This window comes from Nocardia sp. NPDC058176 (genome assembly GCF_042883805.1).
Lineage (GTDB): Bacteria > Actinomycetota > Actinomycetes > Mycobacteriales > Mycobacteriaceae > Nocardia.
The window spans coordinates 2,126,432-2,147,295 of the sequence record NZ_JBHVVA010000001.1 but is presented as its reverse complement, the minus strand read 5'-3'; the positions used below and the strand labels follow the sequence as shown (position 1 = coordinate 2,147,295).

19 protein-coding genes are annotated in these 20,864 nt (G+C 70.5%); 15 read left to right on the top strand and 4 right to left on the bottom strand.

Annotation, left to right across the window (positions count from 1 at the left end; translation table 11 throughout):
* The first annotated feature begins 8 nt into the window (after positions 1-8).
* Complete coding sequence (locus ACFVVM_RS10010; protein WP_387615552.1) at positions 9-260, top strand: hypothetical protein; 252 nt, start codon at positions 9-11, stop codon at positions 258-260.
* A gap of 120 nt (positions 261-380) precedes the next feature.
* Here the strand turns inward: ACFVVM_RS10010 and ACFVVM_RS10005 are convergent, their stop codons facing one another.
* Positions 381-1,304: a LysR family transcriptional regulator gene (locus ACFVVM_RS10005; protein ID WP_387615549.1), complete on the bottom strand. Its 924-nt coding sequence runs from the start codon at positions 1,302-1,304 to the stop codon at positions 381-383.
* Between the two features lie 138 nt (positions 1,305-1,442).
* Here ACFVVM_RS10005 and ACFVVM_RS10000 point away from each other — a divergent pair, with 138 nt between their 5' ends.
* The 3 genes from ACFVVM_RS10000 to ACFVVM_RS09990 are packed head-to-tail and all read left to right on the top strand — an operon-like array spanning position 1,443 to position 4,092.
* A complete protein-coding gene (locus ACFVVM_RS10000; protein WP_387615546.1) occupies positions 1,443-2,366 on the top strand; it encodes a zinc-binding dehydrogenase in 924 nt (307 codons plus the stop codon).
* Positions 2,363-3,352 carry an alpha/beta hydrolase family protein gene (locus tag ACFVVM_RS09995; RefSeq protein WP_387615543.1) on the top strand — a complete coding sequence of 330 codons (990 nt, stop codon included), beginning with the start codon at positions 2,363-2,365 and terminating at the stop codon, positions 3,350-3,352. Before ACFVVM_RS10000 ends, ACFVVM_RS09995 begins: the two co-directional genes overlap by 4 nt.
* The gene (locus ACFVVM_RS09990) at positions 3,349-4,092 is read left to right on the top strand and encodes a glucose 1-dehydrogenase (protein WP_387615540.1); all 744 of its coding nucleotides are present in this window, start codon (positions 3,349-3,351) and stop codon (positions 4,090-4,092) included. Before ACFVVM_RS09995 ends, ACFVVM_RS09990 begins: the two co-directional genes overlap by 4 nt.
* Before the next feature lie 7 nt (positions 4,093-4,099).
* Here the strand turns inward: ACFVVM_RS09990 and ACFVVM_RS09985 are convergent, their stop codons facing one another.
* From ACFVVM_RS09985 to ACFVVM_RS09975, 3 genes are all read right to left on the bottom strand, one after another.
* A complete protein-coding gene (locus ACFVVM_RS09985; protein ID WP_387615537.1) occupies positions 4,100-4,681 on the bottom strand; it encodes a class I SAM-dependent methyltransferase in 582 nt (193 codons plus the stop codon).
* A 70-nt stretch (positions 4,682-4,751) separates the two neighbouring features.
* Entirely contained in the window at positions 4,752-5,366 is a 615-nt protein-coding gene (locus tag ACFVVM_RS09980) for an HAD family hydrolase (RefSeq protein ID WP_387615534.1), read from the bottom strand.
* A 255-nt stretch (positions 5,367-5,621) separates the two neighbouring features.
* A complete protein-coding gene (locus ACFVVM_RS09975) occupies positions 5,622-6,776 on the bottom strand; it encodes an LLM class flavin-dependent oxidoreductase (protein WP_387615531.1) in 1,155 nt (384 codons plus the stop codon).
* A gap of 209 nt (positions 6,777-6,985) precedes the next feature.
* Between ACFVVM_RS09975 and ACFVVM_RS09970 the strand changes: the two genes are divergently transcribed.
* From ACFVVM_RS09970 to ACFVVM_RS09920, 11 genes are all read left to right on the top strand, one after another.
* Positions 6,986-8,485 (top strand): flavin-containing monooxygenase, encoded by a 1,500-nt coding sequence (locus tag ACFVVM_RS09970; RefSeq protein ID WP_387615529.1) that lies wholly within the window; start codon positions 6,986-6,988, stop codon positions 8,483-8,485.
* A gap of 358 nt (positions 8,486-8,843) precedes the next feature.
* Positions 8,844-9,956, top strand: a complete 1,113-nt coding sequence (locus ACFVVM_RS09965) for an ABC transporter substrate-binding protein (protein WP_387615526.1) — start codon at positions 8,844-8,846, stop codon at positions 9,954-9,956.
* Between the two features lie 4 nt (positions 9,957-9,960).
* A complete protein-coding gene (locus ACFVVM_RS09960; RefSeq protein ID WP_387615524.1) occupies positions 9,961-10,833 on the top strand; it encodes an ABC transporter ATP-binding protein in 873 nt (290 codons plus the stop codon).
* Positions 10,814-11,653: an ABC transporter permease gene (locus ACFVVM_RS09955; RefSeq protein WP_387615521.1), complete on the top strand. Its 840-nt coding sequence runs from the start codon at positions 10,814-10,816 to the stop codon at positions 11,651-11,653. Before ACFVVM_RS09960 ends, ACFVVM_RS09955 begins: the two co-directional genes overlap by 20 nt.
* Positions 11,650-12,609 (top strand): MetQ/NlpA family ABC transporter substrate-binding protein, encoded by a 960-nt coding sequence (locus ACFVVM_RS09950; protein ID WP_387615518.1) that lies wholly within the window; start codon positions 11,650-11,652, stop codon positions 12,607-12,609. The genes ACFVVM_RS09955 and ACFVVM_RS09950 overlap by 4 nt, the downstream gene beginning before the upstream one ends.
* A gap of 30 nt (positions 12,610-12,639) precedes the next feature.
* Positions 12,640-13,368 carry a YcnI family protein gene (locus tag ACFVVM_RS09945; protein WP_387615516.1) on the top strand — a complete coding sequence of 243 codons (729 nt, stop codon included), beginning with the start codon at positions 12,640-12,642 and terminating at the stop codon, positions 13,366-13,368.
* Positions 13,352-14,923, top strand: coding sequence for a copper resistance protein CopC (locus ACFVVM_RS09940; RefSeq protein WP_387615513.1), 1,572 nt, complete (start codon positions 13,352-13,354; stop codon positions 14,921-14,923). The genes ACFVVM_RS09945 and ACFVVM_RS09940 overlap by 17 nt, the downstream gene beginning before the upstream one ends.
* 69 nt (positions 14,924-14,992) lie before the next feature.
* Positions 14,993-16,264: a hypothetical protein gene (locus ACFVVM_RS09935; protein WP_387615511.1), complete on the top strand. Its 1,272-nt coding sequence runs from the start codon at positions 14,993-14,995 to the stop codon at positions 16,262-16,264.
* Positions 16,261-17,241: a glutamate ABC transporter substrate-binding protein gene (locus tag ACFVVM_RS09930; protein WP_387615509.1), complete on the top strand. Its 981-nt coding sequence runs from the start codon at positions 16,261-16,263 to the stop codon at positions 17,239-17,241. The genes ACFVVM_RS09935 and ACFVVM_RS09930 overlap by 4 nt, the downstream gene beginning before the upstream one ends.
* Positions 17,238-18,410 carry a hypothetical protein gene (locus tag ACFVVM_RS09925; RefSeq protein ID WP_387615506.1) on the top strand — a complete coding sequence of 391 codons (1,173 nt, stop codon included), beginning with the start codon at positions 17,238-17,240 and terminating at the stop codon, positions 18,408-18,410. Before ACFVVM_RS09930 ends, ACFVVM_RS09925 begins: the two co-directional genes overlap by 4 nt.
* Positions 18,407-20,821: a tetratricopeptide repeat protein gene (locus tag ACFVVM_RS09920; RefSeq protein ID WP_387615504.1), complete on the top strand. Its 2,415-nt coding sequence runs from the start codon at positions 18,407-18,409 to the stop codon at positions 20,819-20,821. Before ACFVVM_RS09925 ends, ACFVVM_RS09920 begins: the two co-directional genes overlap by 4 nt.
* Positions 20,822-20,864: the final 43 nt, after the last annotated feature.

The following is a 20,864-nucleotide window of genomic DNA, read 5'->3' as shown; positions in this document are numbered from 1 at the left end:
AGAAGACGATGCTCGTCACCGCTCTGGTACTCGCGATCGCCGGTGTGATCCGCCGGGCCGTCCGTCGTCGGGCGACCGACGACGCCGAATCCGTCCCGCCGCGCGAGTCCTTCGGGGACCAGCTGGAGCGGGTGCTGGCCGCCACCCTGCGCGGTGCGCAGCGCCTGCTGCGGGAACCGGCCCCTGCGCTGTCCGTCGCCGTCGCCGTGACAGGCCTCGCACTCGCCGGGACCCACCTGGTCTGCTCGGGCCAGGTCTGAACACGGCTGCGTGGCCGAGTTGTTCGCGCATCGCCGGACTGCTGAGCTACTACTCGACGATCTCGGTCGGGTAGGCGCCGGTGGTCGACACGGCGAGGTGGCTTCGATATCGCCGGGCCGCTATTCGATGGTCGGCAGCCAGTCGCTGGCCGGATCGTATTCCAGCCAGCGTCGCCGGCCCGCCGTGTAGACCAGCGCGGTGAGCAGCGGTTCGAGCAATGGTGGTTCGGGGCGGGTGCGCCAGATCAGCGACCAGGCGTAGAGGGGTGTCGGGTCGACGAGGGGGACGGCGTGGATCCCGGTGATGTCGGGGAATTCGACGTCGGCGGGCAGCAGGGCGATGCCGCGCGGATCGGAGCGCAGGCCCGAGAGTAGTGGCGCGAGGCCGAGATTCGGGCCTGCGCGGTGCTCGTGGATGCCGAAGCGTTCGCTGAATCGGGCGAGGAAGTCGAGGCGGTCCAGGGTGGCGGGGGTGTGCAGGACGCTGTCGGTCAGCTGGTCGGGGCGCAGTGCGGTGGCTCCGGCGAGGGGGTGGTCGTCGCCGAGGACGACGTCGACCGGTTCCAGCCGGATGAGCCGATGGGTCAGGCCCTCGGGCAGGGGCGGGTGCACGCGGCCGAATCCCGCGTCGATGTCGCCGCGGATGAGGGCGGCCGCGACCGCGGGCAGATCGCGGCCGTGGCCCGGCTGCAGGGTTGGCGCGTCGGGTGCGGTCGCGACCTGGGCGAGCGTGCGCAGCGGGGCGTATTGGTGGCCCCACACGTCGATACGCACGGGGCCGCGCGATTCCGCGAGACCGGCGACGGCGCGCTCGGCCGCGGCCAGGGTCTCGCGGGCGCCGGGCAGGAACCGTCGGCCGTCCTCGGTGAGGCGCACACCGTGGTGATCGCGGTCGAGCAACCGCACGCCCAGTGTGGACTCCAGCCGGGCCACCCGCTTCGACAGCGCCTGCTGGCTGATCCCGAGCGCGGCAGCGGCGTGACCGAAGTGGAGTTCCTCGGCGGTGCGGACGAACGCACGCACGGTCGCCAAGTCCAGATCCACGCTCGTACTCTAGGCCCCGAGCCGCCCGCGCCAGGGAAGCGGTGTTCGGTGCGGTGATCTGGTGTGACAACCGGTCGTTGTCGGTCATCCCGTGCGGTTGTTGGCCGGTTCGTGGGCGGTGGCGGTTACCTGGGCGGTATGCAGCGTTTGATTCCGACCGGCGATCCGGATCGTCCGGTCACCTTCACCGAGGCGGCCGAACCGCTTCCCGCATCCCATGAGGCGCTGGTGCGCGTCGAAGCCTTCGCCCCGAACCGTGGGGAGACCTTCCTGTTGGAGAATCCGCGTTCCGGTCTGCTGCCGGGCAAGGATGTCGCCGGGCTCGTCGTGCAGGCCGCCGCCGACGGGTCGGGGCCCGCGATCGGCACCAGGGTCGTCGGTCATCCGCCGCTGGGTGGCTGGGCCGAATACGTGGCGGTGCCGACGGATTCGCTCGCCGCGCTGCCCGACGGAATCGACGCGATCCACGCGGCGGCGCTGCCCCTGGCCGGGATCACCGCGCTGCGCCTGCTCCGAGCGGCCGGGCCTGTTCAGGGGGCGCGTGTCCTGCTCACCGGCGCCTCGGGCGGGGTCGGTCACTACGTCACCGAACTGGCGGCGCACGCCGGTGCCGAACTCACCGCCGTCACCGCGACCCCGGAACGCGGACAGCGACTTTCGGCACTCGGCGCGACGCGCGTCGTCCACGACCTCGCCGAGGCCACCGGCCCCTTCGACATCGTCCTCGAATCCACCGGCGGCACCGCGGTCGCCACCGCACTGTTTCAACTCGCCCCCGGAGGCACGATGATCTGGTTCGGCCAGGCCAGCCGCACCCCCGCCACCCTGGACTTCTTCGATTTCTTCGCCGGCCCCGAGAACGCCACCCTCCGCCACTTCCACTACGCGGGCGCACCCTACGACCGCGACCTGGCCACGCTGGTCCGGCTGGTGGACACCGGCCGACTACACCCGGAACTCGGCCGGGTCGCCGACTGGTCCGCGACCGCCGAAGTGCTCGTCGACCTGCGGGAACGACGAATCCGCGGCAAAGCCGTGCTCACCACCGGGGCAGCCCGATGAGCGCGGAGTTGGTCGAGGCGATGTTCGGCCGCGCCACCGGCGCCGGGATCGATGCCCACGACTACCGCCGCACCATGAGCGATGTCGCGGAACCCGCCGACTGGGCACCGGCCTGTGCGCGGGCCGCGGACCACTATCGCGCGATGGCCGGACCGACGGCACGGACCGGCTCGTCCGCCGTGACGCGCGGCGAGTACCTCCTGCTGGCCGCGCGGTGGTCGCACCTGGCCACCCTCATCCCCGATGAACACCAGATCACCCACGCCCGCGCGGCTGATTCCGCTGCCGAAGAAGGCTTCTCGCTGCTCGAACCGGGGACGCGATCGATCACGGGACATGACTTCAACGGCCTTCTCCGCACGCCCGCGGCAGCGGTGGGGACCGTCGTCATCGTGCCCGGGCTCGACTCGAGCAAGGACGAATTCCACCTCATCGCGGATGCGCTCGTGCGGCGCGGTGTCGCGGTGTTCGCCATGAACGGGCCGGGGCAGGGCGCCCAGGTCGCGACTTCGCCGATGTCCGCGGACCATCCCGCGGCGATCAGCTCGGCGATCGACGCGCTCGGTGTGGATCGGGTCGGTGTCGTCGGATTGAGCCTGGGCGGCTACTACGCGGCGACGGCCGCGGCCCGCGACCCGCGAATCACGGTGGCCGCCACCGTGAGCGGACCGCACCATCTGGAATGGACGGACCTGCCGGAACCCATCCGCGAGTTGATGACTCGCCGTGCGGGTTCGGTCGAAGCCGCCGAGACTTTCGCGGCCACCGTCGACCTGTCCGGCACCGCACCGCGCATCACCTGCCCACTGCTCGTCGTCGACGGCACCGACGACATCATCCCCGGCGTCACCAACGGCGAACCACTCGCCCGCCTCGCCCCGCGCGGCCGCTACCTGAGCGTCCCCGGCGGCGACCACCTCGTCGGCAACAACCAACCCGCCTGGTTGCCCGCCGTCGCCGATCACCTCACCGAAGGACTCGCATGACCCGCTACACCGACAAGATCGCCCTCGTCACCGGCGGCACCAGCGGCATGGGTCTGGCCACCGCGCGCCGCCTGATCGCCGAAGGCGCCCAGGTGGTCATCACCGGCCGCACCGCCGAACGGGTGCGAGCCACCGCGGCCGAGCTGGGGCCGAAGGCGATCGGAATCGCCGCCGACACCGCCGATCTCACAGCGCTGGACGCCTTGGCCGACACCGTCACCGACCGCTTCGGCCGCCTCGACCTCGTCTTCGCCAATGCAGGCACCGGCACCTTCGCGCCCTTCACCGACATCACCGAGACCGCCTTCGACCACACCATTGCTGTCAACCTCAAGGGCGTCTTCTTCACCGTCCAGAAGACACTGCCGCTGCTCACCGACGGCGCGGCGATCGTCCTCAACGCCTCCTGGACCCTGCACCGCGCCGACGGCGCGCTCACCCTCTACGCCGCGACCAAGGCCGCGGTCCACAACCTCGCCCGCACCCTCGCGACCGAACTCGGACCGCGCGGCATCCGTGTGAACTCCATCAGCCCCGGCTACATCGACACCCCGATGTCCGCCGCGGCCATGAGCGCCGAATTCGCCACCATGGCGGCGGGCCGGGTGATCGCGGGCCGCTTCGGTCGCGCCGAGGAGATCGCCGCGCTGGTCGCCTTCCTCGGGTCCGCCGAAGCGTCCTACATCACCGGCCAGGACATCGTCGTCGACGGCGGTCTGGTGGCGGCTTTCCCGCAGTGAGTCCAGGTCAGCGGGGGCGGTGCCAGAGCAGCGTGTACCGCCACATCAGCCGCCGCCGCACCTCTGCGCCCGGCAGGTACTCCGCCGCGGCCGCGCGGATCTCGGCGAAGGTGTCCTCCGGGTCGCGCACGGTCACCTCGGGCCCACCGGCGTGCCGGCGATGCCGCCGGTCGACGAGCCACATCGCGGGCAGCCGCAGCAGGTAGGGGAAGTCGTTGAGCGGGCGCACCTTCCAGAGTCCGACGACGGCGAGGGTACCGCCGGGCGCGACCAGTTCGCGCAGCGCGGCGACGCCCTCGCGCAGGGGGACGTGGTGCAGTGTGGCCACGGTCGTGACGACATCGAAGGTGTCGTCGAGATCGCGGAAGTCGGCCTTCTCGAGGTGCACGTTCGGCACGGCCGGAGCGTCGGCGATCACCTGGCCGTCGAGGTCGACACCGAGTACCGCGTCGCAGCGGGCGGCGAGTTTGCGGGCGAGCAAGCCGTCGCCACAGCCGATGTCGAGTGCCGTGCGGGCGTGTTCGGGCACCTGCTCGAGGATCCAGGGATGGTAGTGGGTGTTGTGGTTCCAGTAGGGGTCCGTCGGCATGCCAGGTCAACGGGCAGCGTCCCGGATGGGTTCCGGGCGCAAACCGACCAGCGCGCAGCCGGTTTCGGTGTCAGGTGGCCGTCGCCGCGTACCCGGTGAGCCAGTCGGCGAAGGCGGTGAGGTCGTCGAGGACGATGTCGGCGCCCGCCGCGCGCAGGCCGTCGGCGTCGTAGGGCCCGGTCGTCACCCCGACGGCGAGGACACCGGCCGCCTTGGCGCCGCGCATGTCGCCCGCGTGATCGCCGACGAAAACCCGCGCCGACTGTGCCCGCAGGACATCGGCTTTGCCGGTGGACCACAGATCACCGGCCAGGTGGTCGACCTGCCAGCCGAGATGGTCGACGTGCAGACGGGCATGCGGTTCGAATTTGCCGGTGACCACCAGCGTCCGCCCGCCGCCCGCGCGCACGGCGGCCAGCGCGTCGTGCGCCCCTGGCAGCGCGGGGATGCGGGTGATCACGTCGGGGTAGAGCTCGCGATAGCGGGTGACCAGGTGGGGGATCAGGTCGTCGGGTGCGCCCGCGTCGCCGAGCAGCGTCGCCAGCGGCGGGCCGAGGTGCTCGGCGAAGTGCGCGCCGACCATCGGGAGGTCGAACTCCGCGGCGAGGGTATCGATGGCCACGGCGACACCGGGACGCGAGTCGATGAGGGTCATGTCCAGATCGAAGCCGACGGTGATGGTCACGAGACCGAGCGTATCGGCCGGCTCGCGCACCCGCCGGAGCGCACGGGCGCGGGCACCGAGATCGATTGCCCCCCTGCGATTTCGTGCTGATTCACGTGGAACCCCGCGTGCACTCCGTGCCGAAATCCGCGCGGGAAAGCTGCACGCCGTGCCGAATCGGCATCGAATGCAACTGTGCCGCAACTGCCTTCAGGGATCTGACCGAACGCGAAAGGCGCCTCCCACCTGGGGAGACGCCTTTCGGAACAGATCAGCTCAGCTGCTCGCGGCCGCCGTGAACGGCGCGACCACCGGCACCTTCGTGGGCCGCGACGGGTGCTTCCACACGCCCTTGCTCTCCAGGATCGGCAGTACGCCCTCGCCGAACCAGTACGCCTCCTCCAGGTGCGGGTACCCGGACAGGATGAAGTGATCGATGCCGAGCGCGGCGTATTCGAGCAGCCGCTCGGCCACCTCGGCGTGCGAACCGACCAGCGCGGTGCCCGCGCCACCGCGCACCAGGCCGACGCCCGCCCACAGGTTGGGCGCGATCTCGAGCCCGTCGGTGCGCCCGTTGTGCAGCTGCGCCATCCGGCGCTGCCCCTCGGACTCGCTGTTGGCGAGGCTGGCCTGCACCCGCTCGATCTCCCCGGGCGCGATGCCGGAGAGGAGCTTGTCGGCCTCGGCCCACGCCTCGGCGGCGGTGTCGCGGCTGATCACGTGGATGCGCAGGCCGAAGTCGACGGTGCGGCCCTCGATCGCGGCCAGTCCGCGCACCCAGTCGAGCTTCTTGGCGACCGCGTCGAGGGGTTCACCCCAGGTCAGGTAGGTGTCGGCGTAGCGGGCGGCGACCGGGCCCGCCGGACCGGAGGACCCGCCGAAGAACACCGGCGGCACCGGGTCGGGGCGGGCGCTGAGCAGGGCGTCCTTCACCTGCAGGTGCTGACCGGTGAAGCTGATCGGCTCGGTCGAGTTCCACAGCTCACGCACGATGTGCAAGAACTCGCCGGTGCGGGCGTAGCGCTCGGTCTTGTCGAGGAAATCGCCGTAGGCCTGCTGCTCGCGCGGCTCGCCACCGGTGACGACGTTGAGCAGCAGCCTGCCCTCGGAGTGGCGCTGGAAGGTGGCCGCCATCTGCGCGGCCAGCGTGGGGCTGACCAGGCCGGGCCGCAGCGCGACCAGGAACTTCAGCGTCTCGCTGGTCTGCACCAGCATGGCGGTGGTGAGCCAGGCGTCCTCGCACCAGGCGCCGGTCGGGGTCAGCACGCCCTCGAAACCGTTGTCCTCGGCGGCGGCGGTGAGCTGGTTGAGGTAGCGCAGGGTGGCCGGTCGGTCGCCGGACATGAAGCTGCCGTGGCCACCGGCGACCAGTCCGCGCGAATCGCCGTAAGTGGGCAGGAACCAGTGGAACGACAGTCCGCGCTCGGTCATGTCCGCCTTTTCGTTCGAGGAATGGGAACAGTCTTCGATGCTGGCCGCCCTGGTCGCTGCCGTCACGGATTCGGATCACCGTGCGCCGAAGTCCGGACACGCCGCACCGACACCCGGCCCAACTAGACGTAACTAGGCGAAACACGTAATCTCGAAGGATGCTCGGGCGACGAGGCACGGGCGGTGACCCTACGAAACGAGTTTCCTCAATGACGCGGCATGTCGACGTACTGATCATCGGCGCTGGCCTGTCCGGAATCGGCACGGCCTGTCACCTCACTCGCGAGCAGACCGGACGCACCTACGCGATCCTCGAGCGCCGCGAGAACATCGGTGGCACCTGGGACCTGTTCAAGTACCCCGGCATCCGCTCCGACTCGGACATGCTCACCTTCGGCTTCGGGTTCCGGCCCTGGATCGGCACCAAGGTGCTCGCCGACGGTGCCAGCATCCGCCAGTACGTCGAGGACACCGCCAAGGAATACGGCGTCACCGACCACATCACCTTCGGCCGCAAGGTCGTGCAGCTCGACTTCGACCGCGCCGCCGCGCAGTGGACCGTGCAGGCCCTGATCGAGGCCACCGGCGAGACCGAGACCTGGACCGCGAACTTCGTCGTCGGGGCCAGCGGCTACTACAACTACGACGAGGGCTACCAGCCCGACTTCCCGGGTCAGGACGACTTCAAGGGCCAGATCGTGCACCCGCAGCACTGGCCGGAGGACTTGGACTACAAGGGCAAGAAGGTCGTGGTCATCGGCTCCGGTGCCACCGCCATCACGCTGATCCCGTCGATGGCCGACGACGTCGCCCACATCACCATGCTGCAGCGCTCGCCCACCTACATCCAGGCACTGCCGTCCGACGACCCGGTCGCCATCGGTTTCAAGAAGACCCGCGTGCCCGACGCGATCGCCTACAAGATCGGCCGCGCCCGCAACATCGCGCTGCAGCGCGCCAGCTTCCAGCTCTCGCGCACCAACCCCGAGCTGGCCAAGAAGCTGATGCTCACCCAGGTGCGGCTGCAGGTCGGCAAGAACGTCGACATGCGCAACTTCACCCCCACCTACAACCCGTGGGACCAGCGGCTGTGCGTGGTGCCCAACGGCGACCTGTTCAAGGTGCTCAAGAGCGGCAAGGCCGACATCGTCACCGACCGCATCGCCAAGTTCACCGAGAAGGGCATCCTGACCGAGTCGGGCCAGGAGCTCGAGGCCGACATCATCGTCACCGCCACCGGCCTGAACGTGCAGATCCTGGGTGGGGCGAAGGTCAACATCGACGGTGCGCCGCTCAAGATCAACGAGACGGTCGCCTACAAGAGCGTGCTGTACTCCGACATCCCGAACTTCCTGATGATCATCGGCTACACCAACGCGTCCTGGACGCTCAAGGCCGACCTCGCCGCCGCCTACCTGTGCCGCGTCCTCAACATCATGCGCGACCGCGGCTACACCACCTTCGAGGTGCACGCCAACCCCGAGGACTACGCCGACGAGTCCCTGATGGGCGGCGCGCTCACCTCCGGCTACATCCAGCGCGGCGACGGCGAGATGCCGCGCCAGGGCGCCCGCGGGGCCTGGAAACTGGTCAACAACTACTACCGGGATCGCACCCTCATGCACAAGGCACCCATCGAGGACGGCGTGCTGCGGTTCAGCAAGACCGGCACCGCCGTCGAGCCGGGGGAGAAGGTCCTCGGCGCCTGATTTCCGCCCATCTCCGCGACGGGGCCCGGCACACCACACGGTGTGCCGGGCCCCGTCGTCTGTGAAGCCGTCCTTCTCTTACTGCCGCGAAATATCGCCGCGGCCCGCGACACACGCGCGGAAACGCCGCTGCCGCACATTTTCCTCTACGCGATTCTTGGCCGATCGTTCATTACTCCTTCAGCGTGAAATGCATTGCCTACCTGGTGATCCGGGCAGCCAGTACTGTGTTCATGCTGAATTTATCCGTAGGTAATGGCGGCGCCGGAGTTTACGTTCTCCCTCGAGGCAATTCGTAGTGCCCCGCGAGAGAGGGAAATGTCGTGAGTGGCAGAACAACGCAGCGAGAGGTCCGCGCATGAGGATCTTCGGCAACAATCGTCTGATCCGGAAACTGGGTGCGATCTCGGCGCTGCTCGTCGCCGCCCCGGTATTGCTGGCCGGGTGTGGCAGCGACCGGGAAGAGGGCGTGGTCTATTTCCGCTTCGCCAACTCGCCGACCGCGCTGTCGCTGGTCCGGATCGCCGACGAGCTCGGCTACTGGGACAACGCGGGCGTGCGTCCCGAATACGTCGGACCGGCCACCGCCGTGCCCGCGGTGCAGCTGCTCGACCAGGGCAAGATCGATATCGCGACCGGCATGTTCAACAACGACATCGACGGCAAGGTGAAGGGCTTCAAGTTCACCGCCATCGCCTCGAGCATGCTCGACCTGCCCGACAAGCCGCACATGGCCTACTTCACCAAGGCCGGCTCGCCCATCACCAAGGACAACCTGAAGGCCATCGAGGGCAAGACGGTGGGTCTGTCGGGCTTCAACAGCTGCGTCGACCTGGTGATCATGCGGTACCTGCGCAACAACGGCGTGGATCTGGACAAGGTGAAGTTCCTCGAGCTCAAGAACGAGCTCATCGCGCCCGCGATCGAGCGCGGCGAGGTCGATCTCGGCGTCTTCCATCCGCCGCTGGTCGGCGTGCTGCTCAGCAAGCCCGAGACCTTCACCCAGGCCTTCACCTCCTACGACGACTGGGGTCCGCAGGGCGGCCAGGCGCCGTACGTGGCCAGCAACGCGTGGTTGCAGAAGTACCCGGACGCGGCGCGTGAGTTCGTCGGCATCATCGCCAAGACGGCCAACTGGGCCAACGCGCACCCGCAGGAGTCCGCCGAGATCGCGGGCAAGACCACCGGCTACCCGGTGGAGCAGACCACCAACTGGCACTACGCGCCCAACGCCCTGCTGGACAAGGCGAGCCTGCAGCTGTGGTGGGACCTGGTGGCCGAGGTCGGCGATCCGCTGCCCGGCTCGGAGAAGCTCACCCCGGGCGATATCGCCACCAACGCCTTCAACCCCTACGCCAAGTCCGCCGACCTGCTCGAGTCCCAGGACGAGAACACCACGATTCTCGCCGAGGAGCAGAACGACAAAGTCCTGAAGACACCATTGGTGGAAATCGCGGGCCTCGAGGAATGATGACATGACGCAACAAGTACTCGACGAGAAAATCGTCGAAGCGGCGGCGCCGGACGCGCCACGGATCGATGACACCGCGTGGAAGATCGAAGCGAAAAGGGTCGCCAAGATCTATCCGAAGCCGGGTTCGCGCTCGATCAAGAATGCCACCGCCGTGCTCGACGGATTCGATCTCCGGATCAAGAGCGGTGAATTCGTTTCACTGCTCGGGCCCAGTGGCTGCGGTAAATCCACCTTCCTCAACATTCTGGCGGGTCTGGAGAACTACAACGGCGGTGCCGTCCTCGTCGACGGCAAGCGGGTAGAAGGCGTCAACAAGAACGTCGGCGTCGTCTTCCAGGGCTATGCCCTGTTCCCGTGGCTCACCGCGCAGAAGAACGTGGAGGTCGGGCTCAAGATCCGCGGCGTGCCCAAGGCCGAGCGGCGCGAACGCGCGGCCAAGGTGCTCGAGACGGTGGGTCTGGGCTCGGCGGCGAACCGGCTGCCGCACCAGCTCTCCGGTGGCATGCGCCAGCGTGTCGCGATCGCGCGGGTGCTGGCCTACGAACCCGAGGTCCTGGTCTTCGACGAGCCGTTCGCGGCGCTGGACGCCCAGACCAGGGAGTTCCTGCAGGGTGAGCTGCTGCGGATCTGGGAATCGGGGGAGACGAAGAAGACCGTCCTGTTCGTCACCCACTCGATCGACGAGGCCATCTTCCTGTCCGACCGGATCGCGGTGATGACCCGCGCACCCGGCCGGGTGAAGACCGTCTTCGACGTGGAACTGCCGCGCCCGCGGGGCAGCGAATCACGCAACTCCGAGGAGTTCGCGCACATCCGGGCGCGCGTCGCCCGGATCCTCGAAGAGGAGGTGCGCCTTGGCAACGACGACGATTGAGCCCGCGGGACTCGAGGAGGAGATCACCCCGCCCAAGGCGCCCAACGCGTTCCTCGCCCGGTACGACCGGCTGATCTACGGTGCCCTCGGCCTGCTGGCCTTCCTGGTGCTGTGGTGGTGGATCGTGGCCGGCGGCTACGTCAGCGACCTGTACCTGTCGACGCCACAGGACACCTTCGGGGCCTTCGTGTCGGGGCTGGCCGACGGCAGCCTGCGATCCGAGGTCTGGCCGAGCGTGCAGCGAGCCCTGCTCGGGTTCGTGATCGCGCTCGTGGCGGGCATCTCGCTGGGCATCGTGGTGGGTTCGGTGCCGATCTTCCAGAAGCTGGCCGAACCGATCCTGCTGTTCTTCCGCAACCTGTCGCTGCTCGCGCTGCTGCCGGTGTTCGTGGTGTTCCTCGGGATCGGCGAGGAGTCGAAGGTCGCCATCGTGGTGTGGGCGTGCTTCTGGCCCATCTTCGTCAACGCGGTCGGCGCGGTCGGCGGGGTGGAACGCATCCTGCTCAATGCCGCGCGCACGCTCGGCGCGGGCAGGATCTACATCTTCACCCAGGTGGTCCTGCCCGCGGCGATCCCGGCGATCTTCCCCGGGATCCGGTTGGCCGCCGCCAACGCGTTCACCGCGCTCGTCGCGGCCGAACTCGTCGGCGGCGCCCAGGGCATCGGCATCTACATCAACAACGCGGCGCTGCGCTATCAGACGCCGCAGATGTACGCGGGCATCCTGGCGCTGGGCCTGATCGGCATCCTCGTCAACGGGGTCATGACGGCGGCCGAGTGGCGGCTGACCTCCTGGCAGCGCGGATTGACGAACAAGTGACCGGCATCCGGTTCCGCCGTCCGGCCGGGATCGCGGCGAGGTGGCGGGGCGCTCGTCCGCCCCGCCGCGTCGCCGGCGCGCTCACGGTGGCGCTCGCCCTCGGGCTGCTCGGGTGCGGTTCGCCCGTGCGGGTCGAGCACGAGTCGGTCGACGGGGAGCTGGTGGTCTACGTCGGCGCGGGGGAGGATCGCGAGATCCTGACCTACGCCGCCGAGCACCTGCTGCCGGACTCGGTGCGGGTGCGGCTGGTCGAGGCGACCGAGGACGCGAACGGCAAGGTCGCCGCGGGCGAGGGCGATCTGTCCTACTACCAGCACATCCCGGCGTTCGAGGCCGATGTCGAGCAGCACTCCTACACCGACCTGAGCATCGTCTCGACGGTGAATGTGGTGCCCTACGGCCTGTATTCGTCGAAGTGGCGCGATGTCGCCGACACCGAGAGCTGGGTGAACGTGGGCCTGGTCGCCGACGAGGTCAGCGGAGCGAGCCTGCCGCACGGCTCGCGGGTCGTCCTGCCCGCGACGCCAACCGGCTTCGCGCGCGGCCTGTACCTGCTCCAGAGCGCGGGCCTGGCCCGGCTGGACCGGCCGTTCGGCGGCACCGAGGCGGTGGATCTCACCATCACCGAGGCCAATGTGCTCGACTCGCTGCGCCACCTGTCACTGGTGGCACTCGGCTACGACGAATACCTCGACGCCATCTACCGCAACTACGACGCGGTGGTGCTGAGTCCCAAGCAGGCCGCCTCGATCGGCCTGGAACCGGCACAGGCGCTGGCGGTCGAACCCGGACCCGCCAATCCCTACGCGCACGTTCTCGTCGCGCCGTCCCGGCTGGCGGGTGACCCGCGGGTGCTGGCGCTGACCCACGCGCTGGAGAGCCCCGAGCTGGCGCGATTCCTGACCACCACCTACCGCGGCGCGAACATCCCCGTGACCGCGGCGACGACCAACTGACCCCGTACACCCAGATCGACAAGGAAAACGATGGTAGACAACGACTCCCGCAGGGCACCGGCGCGACGCACCCTCCTGCGCCGCTGCGGTGTCGCGTTCGTCGCGGTGGCGGTCGCCACGGTGAGCCTCGCCGCGCCCGTCGCGGCCCACGTCCGCTCCGACGGCGCGCCGCTGGCCAAGGGCGGCTACGGCATCGTGCGGCTGACCGTGCCCGGCGAGTCCGACACCGCCGACACGATCGGGCTCACCGTCACCATCCCGACCGGCGTCGACCTGAAATCGGCACGGACACAGCCTGTTCCGGGCTGGAACGCCACGGTCGAGCGGGAACGCACCGGCAGTGGCGAGCGGGTGTCGAAGATCGTGTGGACCGCCGACTCCGCCGGTGGGTACAGCGGCGCCGAGTACCAGGAGTTCTCGTTCTCGGGCGGACCGTGGCCCACCGATCGCGACAGCCTCGCCCTGCCCGCGGACCAGCGCTACAGCGATGGTTCGGTCGTCTCGTGGAACGAGGTCGCCCTCGACAAGGACAGCAAGCCCGAACATCCCGCGCCGGTGGTCGCGCTGACCGCGGCCACCGGTGACCACGGCAGCGGCCATGACACCGAGGAGCCGGACCACCACGGCGACACCGCCGCCGCCAGTGCCTCCTCGGGCGTGGGATGGCAGGCGCTGACGGTGGTGAACCTCGTGCTCGCGCTCGCCGCGGTCACCGCCGCGGTGACGGTGCTGCGGCGTACCCGTGGCACCGACGCGTAACGGCTGGCTGCGCTGGTGGTTCCTGCTGATCGCCGTCGCCGCGGCATCGGTGTGGGCCACCGGCACCGCGGCGGCGCACGCGAGCCTGGTCTCGACCGCGCCGGGCAACGGCGCGCACGCCGAGGAACCACCCGCTGAACTGTCGCTCCAGCTCAACGAGCCGGTCACCCTGGTCGACGGTTCGGCGCAGCTGATCGACAGCGCGGGAACACGATTCGACTTCGCCGAGGTGCGCCTCGACGACGGCGGGCGCCGCATCGTGTTGCTCCCGGCCGAACCCGTGCCCGACGGCGCCTACCTGGCCACCGCCCGCGTCGTCTCGGCCGACACCCACGTGGTGTCGCTGTCGATCCAGTTCACCGTCGGATCGGTGACCGAGCAGGGCGAGTTCGCCGAGAGCGCGGCGGCGGGAGCCGAGCAGTACCTGAACTCTCCGAGCAAGGCGATCACCTATCTCGGGCTGGTGCTGTCGGCCGGACTTTTCGTCGCGGCGCGCTGGGTGTGGCCCGCGGCGGTGCGTACGTCGCGATTCCGGGTGGTCCATCGGCTCGGCGCGGTGCTGCTGATCGTCGGCCTCGGCACTCGGTTCGTGGTCCTGGTCGCTCAGCAATCCGGTGGTATCGCGCGGGTTTCGGTGGCGGGCGCGTGGACGTTGCTCACGACGCCACCCGGGCTCGCCATCGGCGCGGCGATCACGCTCTCGGTATCAGCGCTCGTGGCGCGTGGGCGTCCCGCGGCGATCATCGGTGCGCTGCAAGCGATCACCGCGATCCTGGCGGTGACACTCGGCGGGCACGGCGGCTCGGTACAGGGCTGGCCGTGGTCGTTCGCGGGCACCCTGGTGCACGTCTACGGGATCACCGTCTGGCTGGGCGGAGTCGCGATCATCGTCGGGGTACTGCGCGGCGCACCGAACCTGCGGCGCTGGCACGCCGTCGCGGTAGGGCACGTCGGGGTGGTCGTGCTCGGCGGACTCGTCCTGTCGATCCTGCAGGTGCGCCCGCTCGCCGCCCTGGTGAGCACCACCTACGGGCTGGTGCTGGTGGCGAAAGTCGTTGTCGCGGTGGTGGTCATCGGCCTCGGCTACCTCACCTACCGACTGCTCCGCCGGACCGGGAGCAGCGACACCCGGCCGTGGACCGTCCTCGTGGAAGCTGTTCTGGCCGTGCTGATCCTGGGCGTGACCTCGGTGCTGACCACGCTGCCACCCGCGAAGGACGTCTACACCACCGACATCTCGACCACCCTCGACTTCGGTCCCACCGAGCGCATAGAAGTCGGTATCGATTCCATCCGCCGCGGCCCCCAGCAACTCACCGTCCACTACCCACGTACCGGCACGGACCGCCCCTCGGTCAGCATCGACATGTCCTCGGCCTCGGCCAATGTCGCCCGCCTGCCGGTCGATCTGACGCCCGCCCCCGACGGGGACGGCACGGTCGGGTGGCGCAGCGAGCGCCTGATCATTCCCGCCCCCGGCACCTGGAAAGTGACCGTCCGTTTCGAGGGCCGTGACGGTCCGAAGCTGGCGTCGTTCTCGTATGAAGTGATCTAGGCGAAGTAACTACGTCTACCGTACGATCGCGTCGAGGGACACCGCCCGGGGAGACGTGAGGAGGACGGTGTGGGAGTTCGTCTACCGGCGACCATCCGTGACGCGGGGACGTGGTTGCGGCGCTTCGCCGCGACGACGCCGGGTGTGCTCGGGCTGGTGCTCGTGGTCACGGCGCTGGCCTGCCTGATCGCCGGATCGACGGCGGGACAACAGCTCGGCGCGAAGATCGACCGCACCGAGCAGGTCCTCGACCGCACCGAACCGCTGGCCTTCGCGGCGCAGAGCCTCTACGTCTCGCTCTCGGCGGCCGATGCCGGTGCCGCCACGGCCTTCCTGTCCGGTGGCATCGAATCACCGCAGGTCCGCGACACCTACGAGCAGGCACTCGCCGAAGCCGCTGCCGCACTGGCGGAAGCGACCGCGGGCGCCACCGACGCCGAGACCAGGGCGATCGTCGCCCGCATCGCCGCCGACCTGCCCACCTACACCGGCCTGGTGGAGACCGCGCGCGCCAACAACCGTCAGGGCTTTCCGGTCGGCTCCGCCTACCTGCGCCAGGCCTCCGACCTGATGCAGACCTCGCTGCTGCCGCACGCCGAACAGCTCACCGAGGCCCGCTTCGCCGCCGTCGGCGAGGACCAGCGCCACATCGGCGCGCTGCCGTGGACGACGATCGCGCTCCTGGTACTCGTTCTCGCCGCCTTCGCCGCCGCCTCGATCCTGCTGCTGCGCCGCACCAATCGGCTCGTGAACGCCGGGATCGCGCTCGCCGCCGCGGCCACCCTGCTGGCCCTGCTGTGGACCGTCGGCGCCACCGTCACCGCCGCGCAGCTGCTCGACACCGGCAGCTCCGGCGCGGGCGCCCGGGTGGAGAACCTGGCCGGTGCCCGCATCCTGGCCCAGCAGGCCCGCACCGACGAAACCCTGGCCCTGATCACCCGCGGCGACATCACCGCGCCCGAGGCCGCGTTCCGCACCCACACCGGCGAGCTGGAACAGCGCCTCGCCGCCGCGGGCATCGCCGACTCCGATGCCGCACGGACACTGACGAAGTGGACCGCGGGCCACAACGCCCAGCGCACCGCCTACGAGAAGGCCGACTACCCGGGCGCGGTCGCCCAGGCGATCGGCACCGGCCCCGACAGCTCGGCCACCAGCTTCACCCGCCTCGACCAGGAACTGCGCGACGCGCTCGCCCAGGCCCGCGACGACCTGCGCGACGGCGTCGACGCCGCGGGAACCGCGTTGACCCTCAGCCCCTTCGGCGTCCTCGTCCTGCTGCTCGGCGCGGCGGGCGCGGTGATCACCGGCCTGTGGCCCCGACTGAAGGAGTTCCTGTGAACACCCGCCGGAGTCTGCTCGCGGCCGCGCTGGCCGCGGTCGCCCTGCTGGTCGCGGGCTGTGGCGACGCGCCGGAACCGTCGACCATCCCCGCCACCGCCGTCGCGCCCCCGCTGCCCGGCGCCGAGGCGATCACCGAGGCGCCCCTCGAACAGGGCTCCGGCGTCTGCGACACCGAGGGCACGCTGTCGCCAGGCGCCCAGCCGCGACCAGGTGCGATGCCCGCCGGATCGGCCATGGCCGCGATCGTGGCCAACGGCAGGCTGCGGGTCGGCGTCGACCAGAACACCTACATGTTCGGCTTCCGCAACCCGTCCACCGGCCTGCTCGAGGGCTTCGACATCGACCTGGCCCGCGAGATCGCCCGCGACCTGTTCGGTGATCCGGACCGGATCGAACTGCGCTCGGTCACCGCCGCCGACCGGATCCCGCTGCTGCGGGACGAGAAGGTCGACATGATCGTGCGCACCTTCTCCGCCACCTGCGAACGGCGCCGCGAGGTCGGCTTCTCCAGCGCCTACTACCGTGCGGCGCAACGCATCGTGGTTCCGCGCGGCGGCGGGATGAGCACCGCGGCCGACCTGGCGGGCAAGCGGGTGTGCGTGGCCAAGGGCACCACCGCGGCCGCCCCGCTGTTCGACCTCGACCTGCCCACCCCGCCCTCGGTGCTCGGGGTGACCAACTGGACCGACTGCCTCGTCGCCCTGCAGCAGGGCGTGGTGGACGCGATCAGCGGCGACGAACCGATCGTGGCGGGTCTGGTCGCCCAGGACCACAACCTCGAGATGGTGGGCGATCCGATCGGCACCGGCGCGTACGCGGTCGGTGTCCCCAAGGGCAGCGACGAGCTGGTGCGCTTCGTCAACGGTGTGCTCGACCGGATGCGCACCGATGGCACCTGGCAGCGCATCTACCAGCAGCACCTGTCCTCGCTCGGCGCCTCGCCGGGCCCACCCGAGCCCCGGTACGTCGGATGAGCTGGCCGATACTCGACGTCGTCGAGATCGATCGCGAACTGGCCGCGCGCACAGCGGAATTGACGAAGGTGACCACGACACTGCTCGAACTGGACCGGCACCCGGGACTCGTGCTGGTGCGCCGGTACCCGCCACAGGGGGAGACCGCTCGCCGCTGGGGGCCCGTGGACAAGGCACTGGGTGAACTCTGGGAGGACCTGGGCCGGGTGCGCGCCATCCTGAGCGAGGCCGAGACCGTGCGGGGCGGACGCGGGCGACTCGACGACCGGGCCCGCGCCCGGCTCACCGAGCTGCTGCGCGGCCGCCCGCACGAAGTCGCCCGGATCCCGATCCCGTTGGCGCAGCGCGGTCTCACCGGTCCCGGCGAGACCGTGGTGACGGTCGGCATCGCCGACACCCTGGACCGGATGCGTGGCGCGTTCGGCTTCGTCGCGCCGTTCGCCGACGAGGTCGAGGCCGTCGACCGCCAGGTGCTCGGCGCGCTCGCGCCCCTGCAACAACAGGTCGAACAGGCACACGGCGCCCTCGATGCCGCGGCCGAACCCCTTGCCGCACTGCTGCGCCGAGCGGGCACCGACCCGCTCGGCTTCGCCGAGGGCGAGATCGCGACCGCGCTGGCCTCGCTCACCGCCCTGATCGAAACCGAATCCGCCCGCCACGCCGAACATCTCGGCCTCGCCGCCGACCTGCCCGGCGCTGTCGCGGCCTTGCGCACGCGCCTGACCGAACTCGGCGAACTCCAGCGCGACGCCGACGCCACCGCCGCCACCGCCGAGCACAAGATCGCCACCGCCGTGCTGCCCGCGGGCGGCGAACCGGCCATCCGGCTGCGCACCGAACTCGACGCCCTCGGCGCCGAACCCACCCGTCCGACGGTGGAACACCTGATCGCCCTGCGCGTGCGCACCGCCGATGCCGTCGACAAGGCGACGCGCCGTCAGGAATTGGCGCGCGGACTGCTGGACCGGCGGGCCGAACTCCGCGGCAGACTCACCTCCTACCGCGCCAAGGCATCCCGGCTCGGCGTGGCCGAGGACCGCGATGTCCTCGCCGCCGACCGCATCGCCGCGGGCCTGCTCGGTCGCACCCCCTGCGATCTGGGCGCCGTCACCCGGGCGGTCGCGGACTATCGTTCGATCATCGGGGAGAAAGCGGGGCGGACGGCATGACGTGTAGGGAACCGGGGTGCGGGGGCACCATCGAGGACGGCTACTGCGCCGTCTGCGGCACCGCCCCCGTGGCGACCGCGCCACCACCCGAACCGGTCGCGGCGCCGAAGGGCCGTGGCCGCACCACCGCGCAGCCACGCACCGGCGCGCCACTACCAGCGCCACCGGCCGCACCCGGCGCCTGCGGCGAACCCGACTGTGCCGGAACGATCGTCGACGGCTACTGCGACACCTGCGGCACCGCCCCGGTGACCGCGACCGTCCACAGCCCCTCGGCACCGACGGTGAGCGCGAGCGGCCGCACCTCCGGCCGGTCGGTGCGCACGCACAGCTCCGGCTCGGCGCGCTCGACCGCCCGCGGCAGGCTGGGCGCCGGTCTGGTCGAGGTGCCGCCGGTGCCGCGCGTCGACCCGTCCTCGGCGATCCTGGTCGACCCGCAGGTCCCCGAGACCGACCGCTACTGCGGCCGCTGCGACAAGCCGGTCGGCCGGACCCACGATGGCGTGCCGGGCCGCAGCGCCGGATTCTGTCCGCACTGCGGCACCCGCTATTCGTTCGTCCCCCGCCTGCGCGCGGGCGATCTGGTCGGCGGCCAGTACGAGGTGGCGGGCGCACTGGCCCACGGCGGGCTCGGCTGGATCTATCTGGCCACCGACCACCGGGTCAACCGGCGCTGGGTGGTGCTCAAGGGCCTCATCGACACCGGCGACAGCGACGCGCTGGCCGCGGCCCTGGCCGAGCGCCGCTTCCTGGCCGAGGTCGACCACCCCAACATCGTCAAGATCCACAACTTCACCGAGCACGCCGACACCGACGGCGATCCGGTCGGCTACATCGTCATGGCCTACGTCGGCGGCACCTCGCTCAAGCAGATCCTGCGCAAACACCGCGCCGAGACCAAGCGCCACCTGCCCCCGGCCCAGGCCATCGCCTATGTGCTGGAGATGTTGCCCGCCCTCGGCTATCTGCACGCCCGTGGCTGGGCGTACTGCGATTTCAAACCCGACAACGTGATGCAGACCGAGGAACGGCTCGAGCTGATCGACCTCGGTGCCGTCATCGCGATGGACGACCGCACCAGCCCGATCTACGGCACCCTCGGCTACCAGGCGCCCGAGATCGCCGAGACCGGCCCCACCGTGGCCACCGAGGTCTACACCGCGGGTCGCACGCTGGCCGTGCTGATGATGCGAGTGCCCTCCGTCGACGGCAAACTCGGCCCGCTGCCGGGCCCCGAGGACGAACCGCTGCTGGCCGAACACGATTCGCTGTACCGGTTCCTGCTGCGCGCCACCGACCCCGACCCGCTGGCCCGCTTCGGCTCCATGAGCGAGATGGCCGACCAGCTCACCGGCGTCCTGCGCGAGGTGCTCGCCACCGGCGACGGTATCCCGCGCCCCGGCATGTCGAGCGCCTTCGGTCCCGCCCGCGCCGTGTTCGGCATCGACAGCGCCACACCCGAACCCGCCGCCCTGATCACCGGGCTGCCCGCCCCGCTGGTCGAACCGGGCGACAGCGGCGCCGCGTTGCTGGCCACCACCGACGCCGCGACCCCCGCCGAACTGGAACAGGCGCTGACCGCCGGTCTGCGCGCGGTGGTCACCGGCGGCCGGCGCTCGGTGGAGATCCCGCTGCGCCTCGTGCGCGCCGAACTCGAGGCGGGCGATCCCGACGCGGCCCGCACCCGGCTCGGCGCGCTGGACGAGGACCTGGAATTCGACTGGCGTCCGGTCTGGTACCGCGCCCAGGCCGCGCTGCTCAGCGGTGACCATGGCGCGGCCGCCGCCGATTTCGAGGCCGTCTACGCCGCCCTGCCCGGCGAACCGGCCCCCAAACTCGCCCTGGCCGCCGCACTGGAACTCGGCGCGGGCGCGACCGAACCCGGGCCGCCACCCGCCGACTACGCCCGCGCGCTGGCGCTCTACGAACTGGTGTGGCGCACGGACCGCACCTACCTCTCGGCGGCCTTCGGCGCCGCCCGGCTGCGACGCGGCGCGGGCGACCGGACCGGCGCGGTGACGGTGCTCGACCAGGTCGACCGCACCTCCTCGATGTACACCGAGGCCCGCGTGGCCGCGGTGGAAACGCTGCTGGCGCGCCGGGATCCGGCCGATCTCGACGAGGCATTGCTGCGCGAGGCGGGCGAGCGGGTCGAGCGCCTGCGCCTGGACTCGCGCACCCGCGGCGCGCAGGTGCGGATGTATGTGCTCGAGGCCGCGCTGAACTGGATCCGGTCGGGACAGCGACCGAGCGCGGCAGGCAAGCTGTTGGATGTGGAATTCACCGAGCAGGGAGTGCGGACGGGGTTGGAACGATGCTTGCGGACATTGGCGCGCGAGGCCGAGGACATGTGGACCCGGTTCGTCCTGGTGGATCAGGCGAACGCGGTGCGCCCGAGGACCACGCTGTGACCGCGCCGGGGTGCCCCGACTGCGCGGGATCGGCGCGGTCGGG

Coding starts and splice junctions, on each gene's coding strand:
- ACFVVM_RS10010 (WP_387615552.1), top strand. CDS start 9: ATGCTCGTCACCGCTCTGGTACTCGCGATCGCCGGTGTGATCCGCCGG.
- ACFVVM_RS10000 (WP_387615546.1), top strand. CDS start 1,443: ATGCAGCGTTTGATTCCGACCGGCGATCCGGATCGTCCGGTCACCTTC.
- ACFVVM_RS09995 (WP_387615543.1), top strand. CDS start 2,363: ATGAGCGCGGAGTTGGTCGAGGCGATGTTCGGCCGCGCCACCGGCGCC.
- ACFVVM_RS09990 (WP_387615540.1), top strand. CDS start 3,349: ATGACCCGCTACACCGACAAGATCGCCCTCGTCACCGGCGGCACCAGC.
- ACFVVM_RS09985 (WP_387615537.1), bottom strand. CDS start 4,681: ATGCCGACGGACCCCTACTGGAACCACAACACCCACTACCATCCCTGG.
- ACFVVM_RS09975 (WP_387615531.1), bottom strand. CDS start 6,776: ATGACCGAGCGCGGACTGTCGTTCCACTGGTTCCTGCCCACTTACGGC.
- ACFVVM_RS09970 (WP_387615529.1), top strand. CDS start 6,986: ATGACGCGGCATGTCGACGTACTGATCATCGGCGCTGGCCTGTCCGGA.
- ACFVVM_RS09965 (WP_387615526.1), top strand. CDS start 8,844: ATGAGGATCTTCGGCAACAATCGTCTGATCCGGAAACTGGGTGCGATC.
- ACFVVM_RS09960 (WP_387615524.1), top strand. CDS start 9,961: ATGACGCAACAAGTACTCGACGAGAAAATCGTCGAAGCGGCGGCGCCG.
- ACFVVM_RS09945 (WP_387615516.1), top strand. CDS start 12,640: ATGGTAGACAACGACTCCCGCAGGGCACCGGCGCGACGCACCCTCCTG.
- ACFVVM_RS09925 (WP_387615506.1), top strand. CDS start 17,238: ATGAGCTGGCCGATACTCGACGTCGTCGAGATCGATCGCGAACTGGCC.
- ACFVVM_RS09920 (WP_387615504.1), top strand. CDS start 18,407: ATGACGTGTAGGGAACCGGGGTGCGGGGGCACCATCGAGGACGGCTAC.